The organism is Stenotrophomonas sp. STEN018, assembly GCF_056760235.1.
Genome location: NZ_JBRREK010000011.1, coordinates 48079 through 62422, shown reverse-complemented (window position 1 = coordinate 62422; position 14344 = coordinate 48079). Strand labels below are relative to the sequence as shown.

Sequence of the window (14344 nt, the reverse complement as noted above, 5' to 3'; positions counted from 1 at the left end):
CCCTTGTTGCATCAAGACAACTGGAAAGACTTACCTGCCTGCGCCCGGCGGTACCCAGATCGCCACGCCGGCGGCGCGCTTCTGCTGGGTGGGGATGCCGACGCTGAGGCCGCCAGCGGTGTGGCGGCCATAGCTGCCTGCACCAACCGACATGCCAACCGGCGAGCCGCCGGAGCCCACGCCCATCAGGATCACGCCGTTGGCGCCGAGTGCGGCGGCCTCGCGCTTGAGCCGGGCAATGGCGGCATCGGTCTGGCCCTGGGTGCCAAAGCCGACCGCGCTGGAGGATTCGAGCTGGGCGATCTCAACCGAGCCGGCTGGCGGCGTGGAATAGATCTGCACGCTGGCCGGGTCCACTGGCGCGCGGGCCTGGCCCAGCATGACCTTGGAGGTACTGGCGCAGCCGCCCATGGCCAAGGCAACGCCAAGTGAAAGTGCGATAGCGAGCGGAAGTTTCATGGTTTCACTCCCCGGTGATCAGTAATTGCGGATGATCCATGGCGCCGGCTGAATCTGTCGAGAACTTCCGGCCAAGCTGAGGGCCTTTTGCTCCACAGCCGTTCCCGGCTATCTTGCAGGCTGTACCTGGTGGAGGAAAGTACATGGGGCTGATCAGCCTGATTTGGGGCATTGTTGCCTTGCTATGGATGATTTTGGCGTTTATTCCGCTGCTGGGCTGGGGTAATTGGTTCCTGATTCCGTTTGCGGCGGTGGGCGCGATCATCGCCGCCATCGGCCTGCTGTTCACCCATGCCAGCAAGCGCGGCCGGGCCAAGACCGGTTTGCTGCTCAATGCCATCGTCATTGTCGTCGGGGTGATCCGGCTGAGCATAGGCGGCGGCTTCATCTGATCTTGGGGCGGTTCAGGTCGGCGGGGTACAGCCGGGGGGCGTAAAATAGCGGCGCTGGCCGGAAGCCTTCCGGCGCCGTTGGCCTGTTGCAGGCGTTTCCCGCTTCCTGATGATCATCCGCCCCCGTCCCACTGGCTGGCAGCTGCTGTACATCCTGCGCGGCTCCATCGTGCCGGCCATCGCCCCCAAGGTGCTGGCGATCGGCGTGCTGGCGGTGCTGGTTGCGGTATTCAGCCGTAGCTGGCACCCGCTGGGTGGCAGTGGTTTGTCGGTGGTGCCGTTCACCCTGTTGGGGCTAGTGCTGTCGATCTTCCTGAGCTTCCGCAACAACGCCTGCCACGACCGTTGGTGGGAAGGCCGCAAGTTGTGGGGGCAGCTGGTCATCGAATCGCGCAGCTTTGCCCGTGAGGCCGCTGCACTGCTGGCTGCCGAACCGCAGCTGCGCGAGCGCAGCACGCATCTGCTGATCGGCTTTGCCAGTGCCCTGGCTGCGCGCCTGCGTGGCCGCGATCAAGCCGCTGCCTGTGCAACGTGGTTGCAGCCGGACCAAGACGCGGTGCTGGCGCGGCGCAATGTTCCCGATGGCGTGCTGAACCAGCTGGCCAGCGAGCTGGCCGTGCCGCTGCGCGAAGGCCGTCTGCATCCGTATCTCTACGCCCAGTTCGAAGCGCGCCTGCATGCAATGGCCAGCGTGCAGGCCGGCTGCGAGCGCATCTCAGGAACACCGCTGCCGTTCGCCTACACCTTGCTGCTGCACCGCTGCGCATGGCTGTTCTGCGTGCTGCTGCCATTTGGCTTGGCCGGCGCGCTGGGCTGGGCCACGCCGGTGGTGTCGATGCTGCTGGCCTATGCCTTCTTCGGTCTGGACCAGCTCGGCGAGGAGATGGAAGACCCGTTCGGCACCGAACCCAACGACCTGCCGCTGGACGCCATGGTGCGTACCATCGAAATCGATCTGCTCGACGCCTTGGGCCAACGCCCGCTGCCCGAGCCGCTGCAGCCGCAGGGTTACCGGCTGCAGTAAGCCCCGTTTCCGGAATCAAGGAGTACCGCGATGATCCATCCCCAGTACCGCCCACGGCGCATGCGCCATGATGAGTTTTCGCGTCGCTTGATGCGCGAAAACACGCTGACCAGCAACGACCTGATCTGGCCGGTGTTCGTGCACGAGTTGGAAGGCCGCGCCGCTGTTGCATCGATGCCGGGTGTGGACCGCATGTCCATCGATGAGCTGTTGCGCGAAGCCGGGCAGGCGCTGGAGCTGGGCGTGCCGGTGATCGACCTGTTCCCGGTGATCGACCCGTCACGCAAGTCGCTGGACGCGGCCGAGGCCTGGAACCCGGACGGCCTGGCACAGCGTGCGGTACGCGCGCTGAAGCAGCGCTTCCCCGAGCTCGGCGTGATGACCGACGTGGCCTTGGACCCGTACACCACGCATGGCCAGGACGGCATCATCGACGACACCGGCTACGTGCTCAACGACATCACCGTCGATGCGCTGGTCAAGCAATCGCTGTCGCATGCCGAAGCCGGCGTGGACATCATTTCGCCATCGGACATGATGGACGGCCGCATCGGTGCCATCCGCACCGCATTGGACGATGCCCGTCATATCAACGCGCGCATCATGGCCTATTCGGCCAAGTACGCCTCGGCGTTCTACGGTCCGTTCCGCGATGCGGTGGGCAGCTCCGGCAGCCTGGGCAAAGCCGACAAGAAGACCTACCAGATGGACCCGGCCAACAGCGACGAGGCCATGCGCGAGATCGCACTGGACCTGGACGAAGGTGCGGACATGGTGATGGTCAAGCCGGGCATGCCCTACCTGGATATCGTGCGCCGGGTGAAGACCGAGTTCGGCGTGCCGACCTTCGCGTACCACGTCAGCGGCGAGTACGCGATGTTGAAGGCGGCCGCTGCCAATGGCTGGCTGGATGAGCGCAAGTGCGTGATGGAGACCATGATCGGCTTCAAGCGCGCCGGCGCTGATGGTGTGTTGACTTATTACGCGCCGCAGATCGCGCGCTGGCTGAAGGAGGCTTGAGATGAATGTTCCCGGTCTTGAAGGTTACAACTGGGCGGTATGGCTGATCGGCGTACTGCTGTTTGCGGTGGCGATCGGCGTGTTCATCGCCGCCATCGTGCGTGCCGGCAAGCGCCCGCCGCAGCAGCATTCGGCGGCCGAGCGGCTGCAGCGCGAGGCAGCGCAGGGTGGCGATGTGGACAACAGACTGCGTGCGCTGGAGCAGCGCAGGCAGGGTGGGCAGATCGGCGAGGCCGAATACGAAGCGATGCGTGCTGCGGTGTTGGCCGGAGCTAAAAGCTAAAAGCAGTAGAGCAGAAGCACCCCTCCCCAACCCTCCCCTTGGCCTGCGGCCAAAGGGAGGGAGACAAGCGGCAGCACTGCAATTTGCCAGCTCGCAGGATCAGCTCCCTCCCTTTCGCGTAGCGAAGGGGAGGGTTGGGGAGGGGTGAGCTATTGCCTTTGCCTTAGAGCCAAAACCTCACCGACAAGAATCATCCCCATCAACCAACGGCGCCTTCATCCGATACAGATCCATGCCGCCAGCCCGCGGCGAGCGCGCCTTGCCGCTCACCACCAGCTCTCCGGGCTTGTTGGCATCAATAACCGCGCCACGCGTATCGCCATCAGCGCTGTTGAACGACAAGCCCAGCAGCGTCGCCCCAGTCCATTGTCCTTGCCGACACTGCGACAGCCACAGCTGAGCGCCGTTACTCGCATTCGCGCGGGCAAATACCACCCCACGGCCGCCGCCCAGCCAACTCGCATCCAACTCGTCGGCAGCAGTATTGATGCCGACCAAGGCAGCCGGCGCGGCAAAGCCGTCACCTGCAGCGTGTGCACGCCACAAATCCCAGCCGCCGTTGCCGCCAGTGCGATTGCTCGAAAACAACAGCCGGCCATCGTCGGCCAGCGCAGGTGAGCGCTCATCCTGCCTGCCGTTCACCGACGGACCCAGATTCTGCGGCTGGCCCAGGCTGCCATCGGTCGCTACCGGCGCCCGATACAGGTCAAAGCCACCCTGGCCACCCTTGCGGTTGGAGGCAAAGTACAACCAGCGGCCATCTGCGCTGAGAAAGGGATCGATCTCGTCTGCGGCGCTGTTCAAGGCCAGCGGCTGCGGGTCCATCCAGCGCTTGTCCTGCAGGGTCGCCTGCCACAGGTCCCAGCCGCCTGCGCCGCCCGCGCGGTTGCTGGCCCAGATGATGCGCTGCCCATCCGCCGACAACGTGGCGCGGATTTCATCTGCACGGGTGGAAACTACCCCCATGCCTTCGATGCCGAATTCGGAAAGCGCCGAGGCAATGGGGCTAAAGGGTAAACTCAGGGGCAGCGCGAGCAGCAAATGACGGGTCCGCATACGGGTCCAGCAAGTAAAGTCGCGTCCAGTCTAGGTCATGCAGAGGATCACAATGAGCGCACCACGCTACGCAGTTTTCGGCCAGCCCATCGCCCATTCGCAGTCGCCGCGCATCCAGTCCGCGTTCGGCAAGGCGCATGGCATCGCCGTGGATTACCGCGCCATCGAGGCCTCACCGGAGGACTTCGTGGCCGCGTTGGAAGCCTTTGCTGCTGACGGCGGCGTGGGCGCCAACGTGACCCTTCCACACAAGGAAGCCGCGTTCGCGCTGTGCACCACCACCACCTCGCGCGCGCATCGCGCTGGTGCGGTCAACACGCTGCTGCGCAAGGGTGATCGCTGGCATGGCGACAATACCGACGGCATCGGCCTGGTGCGTGATCTCACCGGCCGTCACGGTCTGGATCTACGCGGTCGCCGCGTGCTGTTGCTGGGTGCCGGTGGCGCCGCGCGCGGCGTGGCGCCGGCACTGCTGGATGCAGGCATCCTCGAGCTGATCGTGGTCAACCGTTCGCCCGAACGCGCCGATGCGCTGGTCGATGCGATGAGCGAACCCGGCCGCGCCATCTCCGCCTATTGGGATGATCTGCGCGAACAGGGCGATTTCGAGTTGATCATCAATGCCACCTCGGCCGCACGCGGTGAGGGCAGTGGTTTCAACCTGCCGCTGTCGCTGGTCAACAGCATGACCACGGCGGTGGACCTGAATTACGGTGAGGCATCGATTCCGTTCCTGGCCTGGGCGCGCGCGGCAGGTTGCCGCAACAGCTTCGATGGCCTGGGCATGCTGGTCGAGCAGGCCGCCGAGAGCTTCCAGCAGTGGCATGGCATGCGCCCGGAGACCGATGCGATCTACGCCGAGCTGCGTGCCGGTGACGCGCTGCTGGTCACTGCGGACTGAGGCCGGCTATGCAACCCATGGAATTGTTGACTACCTTGCTGATCTCCATCGGCTACCGCCTGCCGATCCTGATCGGCTTGGGCGTTGCCCTGGTGATGCTGCTCGACACCCCGCGCGGCAAGGTGCGCAGCGTGGCCTTGTCGGCGCTGGGATTGCTGCTGGCCGTGACCATGATTGGTGGCGTGTTGAGCGCCGTGCCCCTGCTACTGATTGCAGGTGGCAACTACGCCAGCATGGGTTCGATGAATACGCTGCTGACCGTTGGCCATATCGTGCTGTCGCTGCTGGAAGCGGTGGGCTACGTCCTGCTGGCCTGGGCGCTGGTGCAGGCGCTGCGGCGGCCGCAGGCCCCCGGCAAAGCCTGAGCCCGCAACGCATTCGGTGAATGCGGGCGGGTATGGGAAAATGCCCGTCTTGATTGAGCTGCTGGCAGATTGGCGTGACGGAAAAAGTAGAAGCACCACGGGCGCTGACCGAGGACATCAAAACCGGCATCCGTGACGCTTACAGCAAGCTGCAGGCGAACACGCCGGGCTTCAGCACGCGCCGCTCGCAGAGCCAGATGATCGGCGTGGTGTCGCGCGCGCTGGGCACCGGCGGCGTTGGCGTGGTGGAAGCACCTACCGGCGTCGGCAAGAGCCTGGGCTATCTCACCGCTGGCGTGCCGATTGCGCTGGCCAGCAAGAAGAAGCTGGTCATCAGCACCGGCACCGTGGCCCTGCAGTCGCAGCTGGTCGAGCGCGACATCCCCAACTTCCTCAAGTCCACCGGCCTGCAGGCCACCGTTGCGCTGGCCAAGGGCCGCACCCGTTACCTGTGTACCCGCAACGCGGCCGAAGCGCAGGGCGAGGGCGTGCAGGAAGGCATGTTCGGCGACGACGTGCAGCTCTACGACCGTCCGTTGGCACCGATTGAAATGGACGTTGCCGAGAAGCTGACCAAGGCCTTCATCGAAGGTCGCTGGAACGGCGACCTGGACAACGCGCCGGAGAACGTCACTCCCACACTGCGCATGCGCATCACCACGCCGGCTTCGGCCTGCGCCGGGCGTCGCTGCGCGTATTCGGCGCAATGCCCGGTGCTGCGTGCCCGCACCGAAGTGCGTGATGCACAGATCATCGTCACCAACCACGCGCTGCTGTTGTCGGCGCTGTCCTTGGGCGACAGCGACAGCGGCCAGCCCTTGATCGCGCCGCCCGGCGAAATGCTGCTGGTGCTGGACGAAGGCCACCACATCGGAAACGTCGCCATCGACCAGGGCGCAGCCAATCTGCCGCTGGACGATATGGCCAAGCGCACCGGCCGCCTGCAGATCCTGATTGCCGGCGCCTACCGTGCGGTGGACAAGGACAAGATCGGCAACCTGTTGCCGAACGAAGCCATCGATGTGGCATCGCGGGTGAGCAAACTGCTGAAGGCCTTCCGCGATGACATCGGCAACGTCTGGATTCCGCAGCCCGATGACCGTGAGCCGATGTGGCGCGCGGCCAATGGCCGCCTGCCTGAATCCTGGCGGCAGCCTATCGAAGTATTGGCCGATGAAACCCGCACCCTGCTCAATTGGGCAACGGCGGCGGCTTCTGCAGTGGCCAAGGGCAAGCAAGATGATCCCGCAGTCGAGCGCCTGCAGCGCAACCTGGGTATGGCCCAGGAAATGGTCGAGCAGCAGTACAACCTGTGGGCGGGCTGGCGCCGCGAGGACAAGGAAGGCCAGCCGCCGATCGCGCGCTGGGTGACCATGTCACGCGATGGCGACTACATCCTGCATTGCTCGCCGGTATCGGCGGCGATGGTGCTGCGCAAACTGCTGTGGGATGAAGTGGACTCGGTGGTGATGACCTCGGCGACGCTGACCGGCGGCGGCGATTTCCAGTCGCTGGCAATCGACAACGGCATTCCCGAAGAAGCGGAGATGGTGTCGCTGGCCTCGCCGTTCGACCTTCCCAACCAGGCCGAGTTGATCGTGCCGCAGTTCCCGGTGACCCCGGATGACCGCGAGCGTCATCCCAAGGAAGTGGCGAAGTACCTGGCCAGCGAGCTGGATTGGGACAAGGGCAGCATGGTCTTGTTCACCTCGCGCTGGAAGATGGAAAAAGTAGCCGAGTTGATGCCGGCGACGCTGCGCAAGAAGGTGCTGGTGCAGGGCGACGGCGCCAAGCAGAAGATGATCGATCAGCACATCAAGCGCACCAGTGAAGGTGAGGGCTCGGTGTTGTTCGGTTTGAACTCGTTTGGTGAAGGTCTGGACTTGCCGGGTGAGGCCTGCACCACGGTGGTGATCACCCAGGTGCCGTTTGCGGTGCCAACCGATCCGCAGACCTCGACGCTGAGCGAATGGTTCGAGAGCCGCGGTTTGAACTCGTTCAACCTGATTGCGATCCCGCACGCGCTGCGCACCTTGACCCAGTTTTCCGGGCGTTTGATCCGTACCTCGACCGACACCGGGCGGGTGATCATCCTGGATTCGCGCTTGCTGACGCGCAGGTACGGCAAGCGCATCATTGATTCCTTGCCGCCGTTCAAGCGGGTGATTGGCTGAGGTAGTTCCTTGCTGGCACATCCGATCACCAACCCGTAAAGTTCGCCGCCTTCCCTCCATTAGAAATAGCCATGGCTACCCCTCCCGCAACCTTCCCTTGGACACAGCAACTGCAGCGTCTGCAGCAGCGCGACGGCGCATTGGCGCTGTTGGGACCACACGCGATGTTTGCTGTCGAAGGTGAGGCGCTGACTGCTGCAGGTTCCGCGCTGGAGCAGCTGTTGTTGGCGGGTGAGAGCCAGCTCAAGGCAGACAACGACGTGAGTCTGGTTGCCGATGAACTACGCCGTTTCCAGAAATTTGCGCCGCCGGGTCGTCCATCGGTGCAGATCGTTCAGCTACGTCGGCAGCAGTCGACGGTGCAGCAGGCGCAGCGGATCGCGCGTCAGGCGTTCATCCGTAACGCTGATGGTTTTGCGCGGGCGTTGGGGTTGGACGTGCCGCAGAAGCTGGGTGTAGTTGAAACCGTAATGCGCTGGCTACGCGCAAACCTAGCGTAACGCTGCTTCGCTCCCACCCCAGCGTAAAGTTGCTTAGCTCCCTCCCTTGCGCAAAGCGCAGGGGAGGGCTGGGGAGGGGTAGCCTTTGCAGTTGCAGTTGCAGTTGCAGTTGCCCTTGCTTTGGCTCGGGCTTTTGACCTACCGGGCCCCTTCCGCAGCGACGGAGCCAGTGGGAAGAACCCGAAGGGCGACGTGCATGGATGCACGTCGTTTTTCGCCACGACAGGGATGTCGTGTCGAAAAATCCCGCTGGCGGAGTGGACCCGCGTCGCGTAGCGGCGTGGGCGCGGAGGCAGGGTGTGCTTTCTTTTGGTTATCTTTTCTTTGCACAAGCAAAGAAAAGTAACTCGCTCCCCGAAGGGGAGTGAAAGCCCTGGCTTCGGCTTCGGCTGTTGCTGCCAAAGCCAAAGCCAAAGCCAAAGCCAAAGCCAAAGCCAAAGCCAAAGCCAAAGCCAAAGCCAAAGCCAAAGCCAAAGCCAAAGCCAGTGCAAGTGCAAGTGCAAGTGCAGAGCTTTCGCCCGCCTGCGGCGCGCGAGCGCACCTTTCTTTGCTTGTGCAAAGAAAGGTGGCCCAAAGAAAGCACACCCTGCCTACGCGCCTTCCGCGCTGCGCGCTCCAGGTCCACTCCGCTGCCGGGATTTTTCGACGATACATCCTTGTATCGTCGAAAAACGACGCACATCCGTGTGCGCCGCCCCTGCGGGGTCCTATCCGTCAGCTCCGTCGCTGCGGAAGGGGACCCTGTAAGTCAAAGTCAAAATCCACGGCAACGGCAACGGCAACGGCAACGGCCGAAGCTACCCCTCCCCAGCCCTCCCCTTGCCTGCGGCAAAGGGAGGGGGCTAGAGCAACAGCAACAACAGCAACAGCAACAGCAACAACAGCAACAGCAACAGCAACAGCAACAGCAACAACAGCAACAGCAACAGCAACTACTGGCTTAGTGCCATAGGCCCAGGATCAGGCCGAACAGCACGAACTGCGCGGTGTGGTAACCGCCGTCAATTGCCCACAACTTTCCGCTGCGTTGAGCGAACTGATAGTTGATGCCGAAGCTCGCCGCAACCATGCCGAAGCCCGCAACCACACCGCACAACAAAGCCTTGCGCAGCTCCGGCTGCGGGCCGACAAACCAGGCAAAGGCGAACGCCGCCACCAGCGAAAACACAAAGGCCACGCCGAAGACCTTGCCCGGATGTCCCTGCGGCACTTCGCCGCCGTTTTCACGGTTCCAGGCGCGTCCGAACAGGATGGGTGAATACCACAGCCCGCCCAGCAGGAAACTCGATACAGCGGCCAACACCACGGCATAAACGTTCATGCGCTTCCCCTGGGCAGTGAGCGATGCCGCATCCTAGCGCCGCGGCATGCGCTTGCGTAGCCGTCGCAACAAAGAAGGCCGGCGGGTTTCCCTGCCGGCCTCCTGCCTCGCACACGTTGCTATGACGCGACTCAGGCTTCCAACGCTGCAGCCGGGCCAAAGAACTCGTAGCGGCTCTGCGCTTCCGGCACGCCTGCATCACGTAGCAATTTCTTCACCTGCGCCATGAATGGCTTCGGGCCGAGGAAGTAGGCGTCCATATCGCGTTCGGCCGGCAACCACTGCTCCAGCAGTTCACGGCTGAGGAAGCCCTCGGCGTCGCCAGCATCACCCGGCAGCGCTTCGCTGTAGCAGGTGTAGCTGTGCAGCTGCGGATGCTGCTTCTGCTTGTCGGCGATGAACTCACGGAACGCATGTACATCGCCATTGCGCGCGCAATGGATGAAATGCACCTGGCGACCGCTGGCCAAGGCCTGCTCCAGCATCGGCAGGGTCGGGGTGATGCCGACGCCGCCGCTGATGAAGGCGACCGGGCGCTCGCTGGCCACCAGAGTGAAATCACCGGCCGGGGCGAACAGCTCCAGCGTGTCACCGACCTGCACCTTGTCGTGCAGATGGTTGGATACCTTGCCATTGCCTTCGCGCTTGACGCTGATGCGATAACCGATGCCATTGGCTGCGCGCGACAGTGAGTAATTGCGGCGGGTTTCTTCGCCGTCGAGCTCCAGCTTCATGCCGATGTACTGGCCCGGCTTGAAGTCCACCACCGCGCCGCCGTCGGCCGGAACCAGGTGGAAGGAGGTGATTTCCGCGCTTTCGGGCACCTTCTCGGCAACGCGGAAAGTGCGTGCACCGCGCCAGCCGCCCGGGGCCTTTTCATTGGCCGCGTATACCTCTTCTTCGGCGCCGATCAACAGGTCGGCCAACATCTGGTAAGCGGCGCCCCATGCGTCGATGATTTCGTCGGTGGCAATGTCCGGGCCCAGCACTTCGCGGATCGAGGCCAACAGGTGGTGGCCGACGATAGGGTAGTGCTCCGGCAGGATCTGCAGGGCAACATGCTTGTTGACGATCTGCCCCACCAGCGGACCCAGCGCTTCCAGGCGGTCGATGTGCTTGGCGTACATCAGCACTGAGTTGGCCAGCGCACGCGGTTGGTCGCCGCTGCTCTGGTGCTTGGGGTTGAACAGCGGACGCGCGACATCGCTCTGGGTCAACATCCGGCCGTAGAAATGCTTGGTCAGCGCTTCGCCGCCAGTCTCCAGCAATGGGACAGTGGCTTTGATCAGGTCGCGTTGGGTGGGGCTGAGCATGGTGGGAACTATCCGGCTTCGGGGGTAGCACCATGTTCCGCGCACCGGACCGGTTTTCTCGATGACAAAAATCAAGCGGCCGCCCGATTGTAGTGCCGAGCCATGCTCGGCAAGGGCTTCACCGGTGCAACGAAATGTAGTGCCGAGCCATGCTCGACATGAGGATTCACCGGGAAAGCCCCTGCCGAGCATGGCTCGGCACTACACGGCAATGCCTCAGCCGAACATGGCTCGGCTCCAGCTGAGGCTTGCTCAGTCCGCTTCGGGGCGATTCAGTACCGCGGTCAATGCAGCTGCGTCTTCGCGGCTGAGGAACAGGTATTCCAGCTCGGCGCTGCCGAACTTGTCTTCCAGTTCCTGCTTGCGTACCGGGTGGTTGCCGAAGCGGTAATGGGTGCTGCCGTCGTCGATGTTCTCGATGGCATATACGCCGAACGACGGCGGATTTGTCAGGGTGCCTTCCAGCCTGACGGACTCAGGGTCGATGGAGCGCTGGATGAGGTCTTCTAGGTCGATCATGGCGTAGCAACAGGACTGATGGGGGGATGTTTGCGGCAAGTGGAATCGCTGGCGCGTCCCACGTCAATGCTTCTCATGCTTCCAACCGCGGTGCTTGCCATCGGATAACCACTCGATGGCCTGGGCGATCCGCTGCTGGCGGGTACTGTCGCGCTTGGCTTCACCTATCCACTCCAGATAGTCGCGTTGGTAGCCAGGGCTGAAACCGTCAAAGTGTGCCTTGGCGGCCGCCGCACCAGCCAGCGCCTCGGCAAACGCGGGCGGCATCGGCAGCGGCGCACGTGGCACCGCTTTGGGGCGGGTTACGCCTGCATCGATACGTTGCATGGCCGCACGTAGCTGGGTTGTGAATTCGCGCTTGCCGGGCAGGTCGGCCGCTGACTGCAGGCGGCCGTACTGGCCCATCGCCGAGTCATCGCCGCTACCGGCCTCGCGCTGCCAGAAACCCAGGGTGGCGTGCGCCTTGAACGCGGCCATGCCACACAGCAGCTTGCCCTTGTAAACAAACGCCGGCATGCCCCACTTGATGGCTTCTTCAACCGCCCCGCAGCCGCTGTGCACACGCTGGCGGATCTCGTGCAGTATCGGCTGCGCGAAAGCGGCGGCATTGGCGATGTAGTCGTCTACGCGGGGGTCTGGGGTTGGCATGACTGGCCTCGGATGGGCGCAGCCTGCCGTTAGTTTCGCGTTAAAACAAGCCCATCGTGGCGATGGGCTGCGAAGCCAGCTGATTTGGCATGGTCAGGCGCGGCGCGACTTCCTTGCCAAGCCGCTGCACAGCGCGATGAAGGCGGTGAAGGCGGCCATCGACAGGAACTGCAGGCGGGTTTCCGGGGTGACCAGCAACAGCGCGAAGATCAGCGCCAGGATCGCCAGTGCCAGCACCGTCAGGTAGGGGAAGCCAGCCATACGGAACGGCAGTGGGGTGCCTAGGCGGTCGGCGCGGCGGCGCAGGATCAGCTGCGACACCAGGGTGATGGTCCACACCAGCAGGCAGGTGGAGCCGACCACGTTGAGCAGCACCGGCAGCACTTTGTCCGGGTAGATCAACTCCAGCACGGTGGCGACAAAGCCGAACAGCACGCTGGCCAGCACGGCTACCACAGGTACCTGGCGGGTATTGGTCAGGCCCAGCCAGCGCGGCGCTTCGCGTCGTTCGGCCAGCGAGTAGATCATCCGCGAGGCACCGTACAGGTTGGCGTTCAGCGCCGACAGCAGGGCGATCACCGCGATCAGGGTGATGGCCGTGGCTGCGCCGGGGATGTTGGCTACCTGCAGCACCGCGGCAAACGGCGATTTCAGGGTCTCGCTGTTCCATGGCACCACCGCGATGATCACGCCGATCGAGCCGATGTAGAACACCAGGATGCGCCAGGCCACGGTACGGATGGCGCGGGCCAGGCTGCGCTCGGGGTCCTGGGTTTCGGCCGCGGCCACCGCGACGATCTCGGTGCCGCCGAAGGCGAAGATCACCACCAGCAGGGCCGCGCCAATGCCGGTCAGCCCCTTGGGCATGAAGCCATCGTGGCCGGTGATGTTGGCCAGGCCGGGCGAGGGCACGTTCGGCAGCAGGCCCAGCAGCAGGGCAATGCCGACCAGGATGAAGGCGACGATGGCGGCGACCTTGAGAATGGCGAACCAGAACTCGAATTCGCCGAAATTGCGCACGCCCAGCAGGTTGATCGCGGTAAATACCAGCATGAATGCCAGCGAGGTCAGCGGTACCGACAATTGTGGCCATACGGTGCTGAGCAGGCCGGCTGCACCGACCGATTCGGCCGCGATCACCACCACCAGCTGTGCCCACCACAGCCAGCCCACGGTGGCGCCGGCGGTGGCACCCAGCGCATCGGCCGCGTACACCGAGAACGCGCCGCTGGCTGGCCGTGCGGCGGCCATCTCGCCCATGGCGTGCATCATGATGATGACCAGGGTGCCGGCTACCAGATAGGAGATCAGCACGGCCGGCCCGGCGGCCTGGATACCCACGCCCGAGCCCAGGAACAGGCCGGCGCCGATCGCGCTGCCCAGGCCCATCATGATCAGCTGGCGTGGCTTGAGCGCACGTTCCAGTTTCTGCGACGACGCGTTGGTCGGGGCGGAAGGATTGGCGGGCATCGATGTCGTTCGGTGGAGAGAAGGGCGACACGATACCGCGTCTTTTCACTGCCGTGTCCTTCGTTTTGCCTACGCGCACTGACAAATCGCTAGGATGATTGCCTCCGCGCCGATGTGCGCCTGCAGCAAGTGGTGGACGCATGCGCGGTCTGGATTTCAGTTCCTGGCAGGGCCTGTTGTCGACATTATTGGGCCTGGCGATCATCACCTTGATCGGTGTGGGCATCCGCCTGCTGGTGATGCAGGCGGTGCAGCAGAAGCGTGAAGCCGCCAACCGGCAGATCAACGAGCGGCTGAAGACCCTGATAGCCGCCTACAAGACGCTGGGCGGTTCCTTTACGGGCGATCTCAGCGTAGACCCCAGCCATCTGCGCGACCTGCGCCGGCGCGCCGCCGAGCTGGCACAGGGGCAGGCAGTCACCACCGACGAGGGCGCCCTGCTGTTGCCGACGCAGGATCCGGGCGAGGCCGGCGAACGCGCGCGGCGCATCCGCGATGCGGTGGAAGCGGCGCTGTCGGATGTGATCCTGCTTGGCACCGAGGAGCAGGTGCGGCTGGCCGCGCGCGCTGCCACCGACATGGTCGAGGGCCGGCCGATCCACACCGCCGAGCTGGTGGTGTCGCTGCGCGACTTCGTCCGCAGCGTGCTGGACCTGGAGGTGATACCGGCCGCCGTCACCATTCCCCGGCAAGGGCCGTTGCGGCCGGCTGGCAGTAGCGGTGGCAACAAGGGCGCAGGCAAAGGCGCCGACAAGGAGGCCGCTGGCGGCGCTGGCAAAGGTGGTGGCGGTGCCGGTGGTGGCATGGGCGGGATTGGCGCCGGCATGGGCATGGGCGCTGGGCTGGGTTACGGTGCAGGCCGCGGCGGCGAGGATGATCCCGAGCGCGGCGCTTGAGGC

At 64.2% G+C, this 14344-nt stretch carries 16 protein-coding genes; 9 read left to right on the top strand and 7 right to left on the bottom strand.

Annotated elements, in window-relative coordinates; all coding sequences use genetic code 11:
* Window positions 1–30: 30 nt before the first annotated feature.
* Complete coding sequence (locus ACVOMB_RS06430) at window positions 31–459, bottom strand: hypothetical protein (protein ID WP_481530426.1); 429 nt, start codon at window positions 457–459, stop codon at window positions 31–33.
* A gap of 143 nt (window positions 460–602) precedes the next feature.
* Here ACVOMB_RS06430 and ACVOMB_RS06425 point away from each other — a divergent pair, with 143 nt between their 5' ends.
* The 4 genes from ACVOMB_RS06425 (at window position 603) to ACVOMB_RS06410 (ending at window position 3178) form a co-directional block, all read left to right on the top strand.
* Window positions 603–851 carry a hypothetical protein gene (locus ACVOMB_RS06425; protein ID WP_481530425.1) on the top strand — a complete coding sequence of 83 codons (249 nt, stop codon included), beginning with the start codon at window positions 603–605 and terminating at the stop codon, window positions 849–851.
* A 109-nt stretch (window positions 852–960) separates the two neighbouring features.
* Window positions 961–1875 (top strand): bestrophin family protein, encoded by a 915-nt coding sequence (locus tag ACVOMB_RS06420; protein WP_481530424.1) that lies wholly within the window; start codon window positions 961–963, stop codon window positions 1873–1875.
* Between the two features lie 30 nt (window positions 1876–1905).
* The gene (gene hemB / locus ACVOMB_RS06415; protein WP_481530423.1) at window positions 1906–2895 is read left to right on the top strand and encodes a porphobilinogen synthase; all 990 of its coding nucleotides are present in this window, start codon (window positions 1906–1908) and stop codon (window positions 2893–2895) included.
* Between the two features lies 1 nt (window position 2896).
* The gene (locus ACVOMB_RS06410) at window positions 2897–3178 is read left to right on the top strand and encodes an SHOCT domain-containing protein (protein ID WP_481530422.1); all 282 of its coding nucleotides are present in this window, start codon (window positions 2897–2899) and stop codon (window positions 3176–3178) included.
* 177 nt (window positions 3179–3355) lie between these two features.
* Here ACVOMB_RS06410 and ACVOMB_RS06405 read toward each other — a convergent pair whose 3' ends face one another.
* Window positions 3356–4234, bottom strand: coding sequence for a TolB family protein (locus tag ACVOMB_RS06405; RefSeq protein ID WP_481530421.1), 879 nt, complete (start codon window positions 4232–4234; stop codon window positions 3356–3358).
* Window positions 4235–4286: 52 nt separating this feature from the next.
* On the opposite strand from ACVOMB_RS06405, the gene aroE reads away from it, so the two are divergent.
* From aroE to ACVOMB_RS06385, 4 genes are all read left to right on the top strand, one after another.
* The gene (gene aroE, locus ACVOMB_RS06400; RefSeq protein ID WP_282269333.1) at window positions 4287–5135 is read left to right on the top strand and encodes a shikimate dehydrogenase; all 849 of its coding nucleotides are present in this window, start codon (window positions 4287–4289) and stop codon (window positions 5133–5135) included.
* Window positions 5136–5152: 17 nt separating this feature from the next.
* Window positions 5153–5500 carry a hypothetical protein gene (locus tag ACVOMB_RS06395; protein WP_481530420.1) on the top strand — a complete coding sequence of 116 codons (348 nt, stop codon included), beginning with the start codon at window positions 5153–5155 and terminating at the stop codon, window positions 5498–5500.
* 74 nt (window positions 5501–5574) lie between these two features.
* A complete protein-coding gene (dinG, locus tag ACVOMB_RS06390; protein ID WP_481530419.1) occupies window positions 5575–7674 on the top strand; it encodes an ATP-dependent DNA helicase DinG in 2100 nt (699 codons plus the stop codon).
* A gap of 71 nt (window positions 7675–7745) precedes the next feature.
* Entirely contained in the window at window positions 7746–8174 is a 429-nt protein-coding gene (locus tag ACVOMB_RS06385; protein ID WP_481530418.1) for a hypothetical protein, read from the top strand.
* 940 nt (window positions 8175–9114) lie between these two features.
* Here the strand turns inward: ACVOMB_RS06385 and ACVOMB_RS06380 are convergent.
* The 5 genes from ACVOMB_RS06380 to ACVOMB_RS06360 all read right to left on the bottom strand — a co-directional run bounded on the left by ACVOMB_RS06380 (window position 9115) and on the right by ACVOMB_RS06360 (window position 13445).
* Window positions 9115–9495 carry a DUF1761 domain-containing protein gene (locus tag ACVOMB_RS06380; protein ID WP_481530417.1) on the bottom strand — a complete coding sequence of 127 codons (381 nt, stop codon included), beginning with the start codon at window positions 9493–9495 and terminating at the stop codon, window positions 9115–9117.
* Window positions 9496–9626: 131 nt separating this feature from the next.
* Window positions 9627–10808 carry an NO-inducible flavohemoprotein gene (hmpA, locus tag ACVOMB_RS06375; protein ID WP_481530416.1) on the bottom strand — a complete coding sequence of 394 codons (1182 nt, stop codon included), beginning with the start codon at window positions 10806–10808 and terminating at the stop codon, window positions 9627–9629.
* A 252-nt stretch (window positions 10809–11060) separates the two neighbouring features.
* A complete protein-coding gene (locus ACVOMB_RS06370; protein ID WP_481530415.1) occupies window positions 11061–11327 on the bottom strand; it encodes a hypothetical protein in 267 nt (88 codons plus the stop codon).
* Between the two features lie 63 nt (window positions 11328–11390).
* A complete protein-coding gene (locus tag ACVOMB_RS06365) occupies window positions 11391–11975 on the bottom strand; it encodes a YdeI/OmpD-associated family protein (protein WP_481530414.1) in 585 nt (194 codons plus the stop codon).
* Between the two features lie 93 nt (window positions 11976–12068).
* Complete coding sequence (locus tag ACVOMB_RS06360) at window positions 12069–13445, bottom strand: amino acid permease (protein ID WP_481530413.1); 1377 nt, start codon at window positions 13443–13445, stop codon at window positions 12069–12071.
* 140 nt (window positions 13446–13585) lie between these two features.
* Between ACVOMB_RS06360 and ACVOMB_RS06355 the strand changes: the two genes are divergently transcribed.
* Window positions 13586–14341, top strand: coding sequence for a hypothetical protein (locus ACVOMB_RS06355; RefSeq protein ID WP_481530412.1), 756 nt, complete (start codon window positions 13586–13588; stop codon window positions 14339–14341).
* Window positions 14342–14344: the final 3 nt, after the last annotated feature.

Coding starts and splice junctions, on each gene's coding strand:
- ACVOMB_RS06360 (WP_481530413.1), bottom strand. CDS start 13,445: ATGCCCGCCAATCCTTCCGCCCCGACCAACGCGTCGTCGCAGAAACTG.
- ACVOMB_RS06410 (WP_481530422.1), top strand. CDS start 2,897: ATGAATGTTCCCGGTCTTGAAGGTTACAACTGGGCGGTATGGCTGATC.
- ACVOMB_RS06385 (WP_481530418.1), top strand. CDS start 7,746: ATGGCTACCCCTCCCGCAACCTTCCCTTGGACACAGCAACTGCAGCGT.
- ACVOMB_RS06370 (WP_481530415.1), bottom strand. CDS start 11,327: ATGATCGACCTAGAAGACCTCATCCAGCGCTCCATCGACCCTGAGTCC.
- ACVOMB_RS06365 (WP_481530414.1), bottom strand. CDS start 11,975: ATGCCAACCCCAGACCCCCGCGTAGACGACTACATCGCCAATGCCGCC.
- aroE (WP_282269333.1), top strand. CDS start 4,287: ATGAGCGCACCACGCTACGCAGTTTTCGGCCAGCCCATCGCCCATTCG.
- ACVOMB_RS06355 (WP_481530412.1), top strand. CDS start 13,586: ATGCGCGGTCTGGATTTCAGTTCCTGGCAGGGCCTGTTGTCGACATTA.
- hmpA (WP_481530416.1), bottom strand. CDS start 10,808: ATGCTCAGCCCCACCCAACGCGACCTGATCAAAGCCACTGTCCCATTG.
- ACVOMB_RS06420 (WP_481530424.1), top strand. CDS start 961: ATGATCATCCGCCCCCGTCCCACTGGCTGGCAGCTGCTGTACATCCTG.
- ACVOMB_RS06395 (WP_481530420.1), top strand. CDS start 5,153: ATGGAATTGTTGACTACCTTGCTGATCTCCATCGGCTACCGCCTGCCG.
- hemB (WP_481530423.1), top strand. CDS start 1,906: ATGATCCATCCCCAGTACCGCCCACGGCGCATGCGCCATGATGAGTTT.
- ACVOMB_RS06425 (WP_481530425.1), top strand. CDS start 603: ATGGGGCTGATCAGCCTGATTTGGGGCATTGTTGCCTTGCTATGGATG.
- ACVOMB_RS06405 (WP_481530421.1), bottom strand. CDS start 4,234: ATGCGGACCCGTCATTTGCTGCTCGCGCTGCCCCTGAGTTTACCCTTT.
- ACVOMB_RS06380 (WP_481530417.1), bottom strand. CDS start 9,495: ATGAACGTTTATGCCGTGGTGTTGGCCGCTGTATCGAGTTTCCTGCTG.
- ACVOMB_RS06430 (WP_481530426.1), bottom strand. CDS start 459: ATGAAACTTCCGCTCGCTATCGCACTTTCACTTGGCGTTGCCTTGGCC.